The organism is Pseudophaeobacter sp. (assembly GCF_039971195.1).
In the GTDB taxonomy this organism is placed as follows: Bacteria; Pseudomonadota; Alphaproteobacteria; order Rhodobacterales; family Rhodobacteraceae; genus Pseudophaeobacter.
Genome location: NZ_JBDWPJ010000120.1, coordinates 1 through 3635, shown reverse-complemented (window position 1 = coordinate 3635; position 3635 = coordinate 1). Strand labels below are relative to the sequence as shown.

General features: G+C 57.2%; 2 protein-coding genes and 1 pseudogene. All 3 read left to right on the top strand.

All coding sequences use genetic code 11. The features are described from left to right. Positions 1–101, top strand: a pseudogene (locus ABJP42_RS10450) (IS5/IS1182 family transposase); the annotation flags it as partial. A gap of 165 nt (positions 102–266) precedes the next feature. Then, entirely contained in the window at positions 267–1613 is a 1347-nt protein-coding gene (locus ABJP42_RS10445) for an NHLP bacteriocin system secretion protein (protein WP_348340250.1), read from the top strand. A gap of 3 nt (positions 1614–1616) precedes the next feature. After that, the coding region (locus tag ABJP42_RS10440; RefSeq protein WP_348340249.1) for a cysteine peptidase family C39 domain-containing protein at positions 1617–3635 on the top strand (2019 nt) is incomplete at its 3' end.

The following is a 3635-nucleotide window of genomic DNA, read 5'->3' as shown; positions in this document are numbered from 1 at the left end:
CGCGGGACTTCAACCGGCAGGTCGCGGAGATCCAAATCCGCATCGCCGTGCTAAACCGTTACACAGTTCTTGGCATACCCGTCACAGGGCCCCTAGGATAAATCCGTCCGGGGAAAGGGGAAGAACGCTCAGACCCCGATTGGTGCAACAAAGCCCGTCTGCATCCCAAATGGTCTTTCTCTGGTTAAACTAATCGCAAGGCAACAAGGCTAAACTTGGTTTGAAGTCCTATGATTTTTAGAAGCCATTAGCTTTGAAGGCCAGATATGTTAACGGACAAGATTAGAAGGTCTGCCCTTAAAAAGTCGAGATCGCCTGAGCAATTGGATGCGATGTTGACTGTGGTTCCATCCTTTGGTTGGTTGGCCTTCCTGCTTCTTGTCGGAAGCGTTTTTGCTTTTTTGGTTTGGGCTCTGGTCGCGACCGCACCAGTCAAGGTTGACGGCAAAGGCATTCTTCTGACGGACGGCAATATTATCGCAGCGCGTGCGCTGGGGGCTGGTATCTTGGTTACACAGCCGGTGCGGGTGGGTGAGCAGGCACAACGGGGCGATTTGCTTGCGCGGCTGGAAAACTTCAAGATCCAAGAGGGGGTCAGACAGGCCGAGGCTGCTTTGCTCCGGAGCGAAAACATGCTTGGGCAAGTGCGCCAGGTGCACCAAAAATTCGAGACCTCTCTCAAGGTGGAGCTTGCTGATGCCGAAGCCTATCACCAGGATCGGGCCAGGAATCTGCGTGATCGGATAGTGAGACTCGTCAAGCTCCGAAACGAGCGGCAGGCGCTTTTTGACAAGGGTCTGATCATCGAGCAGAAACTGCTGGAGACGCTGCAAGCCTTGGAAAGCGCACGCCAAAGCCTCAGCGCGGCGCAATTTGATTTTTCGACAACCCGCGCTCAGGTTTTGACCGATATCCACACATCTCAAACCAACGTCACTGCTCATGAAAACCAAACGTTGATGGATCGTGAACGGCTTAGAGAGTTACAGGCAGACTACCGGCGCATTGTCGAGATCCGGGCTGCGGCCACTGGAATTGTGACTGAAAGCACCAAAAGCATCGGCGATCAGGTCAGCGCCAATGAAGTTCTCTTTGAAATCCTGCCAAACGCGGGGCCTGCATCCGGAGGACAGTTTGAGGCTCCGGCCCTGCTGGCGGTGCTCTATGTGGAGGCCAGTCAGGCCGCGCGGCTGGAACCCGGCGCTGCGGTTCAGGTGGTACCAGCGTCAGTAGAGCTGGAACGTGATGGGTTCATTCATGGTCGGATCAATGAGGTTTCCATTCTGCCGACAACGGGAGCGCAGCTGTTGAAGCGGCTGCAGAACCAGCAATTGGTCACGGCACTGTCGGCCAATGGGCCGGTACGGGAGGTTCTGGTAAACCTTGAACGTGACCCAGGAACCGCGAGCGGGCTCTCCTGGTCCACCCGGGAAGGCCCACGCCTAGTGATCCATCCCGGCACTTTGACCGAGGCCAGTTTCGTGGTCGACCGAAAACGCATCGCAAGCTTTGTTTTCCCTAAACTGGATGAGATCCTGCCCGCCTTGGGCGATACTGTCCCGTCCCCCGAGGCCGTATCGGCCGCACAGCCCAAAGCCCGGCACGAGGGTTAGGCGATGAAGGGTGTCAAAACTCCCACCGTCCTGCAGATCGAGGCAGAAGAATGTGGCGCGGCCTCGCTCGCTATGGTTCTGGCCTATCACGGGCGCCATATCCGGATCGAGGATCTGCGTGTCGAATGCGGCGTGTCGCGGGATGGGGCCACTGCGGCCAATGTTTTGAAAGGTGCGCGCAGACATGGCCTGACGGCCAGCGCCAAACGGCTTGAACTCCCGCGCCTCGCAGAAATTCCCCTGCCTGCGATCATCTTTGTGAATATGAACCATTTTGTGGTGCTTGAAGGTGTTTCGGCGCGGCGCTTTCGCATCAATGATCCAGCAGCCGGGCGGCGCATCGTTGAGCACGACGAGTTCGACGAGATGTTCACCGGCATCACCCTTTTGCTGGAACCGGGAGAGGCTTTTGAGCGCACGCCAGGCCCGCCGGGCAAACTGTCCTCGCTGATTGAATACCTGCAATGGGACCGCACGGCGACCCAGCTTATCCTGCTCTGTGGAGTGACTTTGATTGTACCCGGGCTGGCTATTCCAGCCTTCAGCAAGGCCTTTGTCGATGATATTTTGATGGATGGGCAGGATGACTGGCTGTTCTGGTTTGCGGTGATGATGCTGGCGGTGATTGTCCTCCAGACGGGGTTGATGGCCCTGCGCAGTTTATTGAGTGCAAAGCTGGAGGCGAAACTTTCCCTGTCGCTGAACGCAAAGCTGGCTTGGCGCCTGCTACGGCTACCGATTACCTTCTTTCAGCAACGGTTCTCCGGGGCGCTGGCCGGGCGCGGACAGATGGCAGCGCGGGTTGCGCAACTGGCCGGAAGAACTTTGGTCTCGGCGTCGCTTGACGGAATCACCCTGATTTTCTTTCTGGCTGTCATGGCGCTTTACAGCCTTAAGATGGCAGCAGCCGTGGGCGTGTTGGTCCTGGGCAGTGGCCTGCTGATATTTGTGGTGCAGCAGCGCATGGATCAGCTGTCGATCAAGACAATGATCGAATTCATGAAGCTGACCGGCAAGACAATGGTCGGCGTGCAGACGATCGAAAGTATCAAGTCCTCCGGCACGGAAGCCAAATACTTCGAAGGCTGGGCCGGCACTCATGCCAATGTGTTGAATGGACAGGCCGAGCTAACCCTGCGGCAATCCGTGTTGCAGGTCACGCCGAGGTTTGTGTCCTTTTTTGGCAAGGCGTTGACGCTGGTTATTGGCGGGCTGGAGGTGATGGGCGGGGAGCTGACGGTGGGCTCTCTTGTTGCTTTTCAGGCCTTGCTCACGGCGATGGACAGGCCCTTTCAGGGGCTGATGACCAATGTGCAAGAGCTGCAGCAATTGCAGGGACCGTTGAACCAGCTCAGGGATATTACCGACTACCCGGAGGCGGACGAATTCTCGGACCAGCGAAACCAGGCGGGGAGTGGGGATGGATCGCGATTGAATGGCGCCATTTCGATATCCGATGTGAGTTTTGGCTATAGCCGTTTGTCGCCGCCCCTGATTGCAGACTTCAATCTTGAGGTGACGCCGGGACAACGGATTGCTCTTGTGGGAGGCTCCGGGAGTGGCAAGTCGACTCTGGCCAAGCTGCTTACAGGTGCCTATTCGACCTGGTCTGGCAGCATCTCCTTTGAAGGAATCGCGATCGAAGATCTGCCGCGGAGGGTGTTGCGGAACTCCCTTGCCGTCGTTGACCAGAACATCGTGCTATTCGAGGGCAGTTTTAGCGACAACATCCGCCTTTGGGATGACACCATTTCCGACGAACAGGTGATCGCATCCGCGCAGGCGGCTGAAATCCATGACTTCATTGCCGGTACGGAAAACGGTTATGATACACTGGTCGAAGAAGGCGGGCGCAACATGAGCGGCGGCCAGCGCCAGCGGCTCGAGATTGCCCGCGCTCTGGCGCGCGATGCTTCAATCCTGGTTCTGGATGAGGCCACAAGTGCCCTGGACCCCATCGTAGAGGCCAAGGGAATGCAAAACATCGCCCAGCTCGGGATCACCTGTGTGATTGTGGCCCAC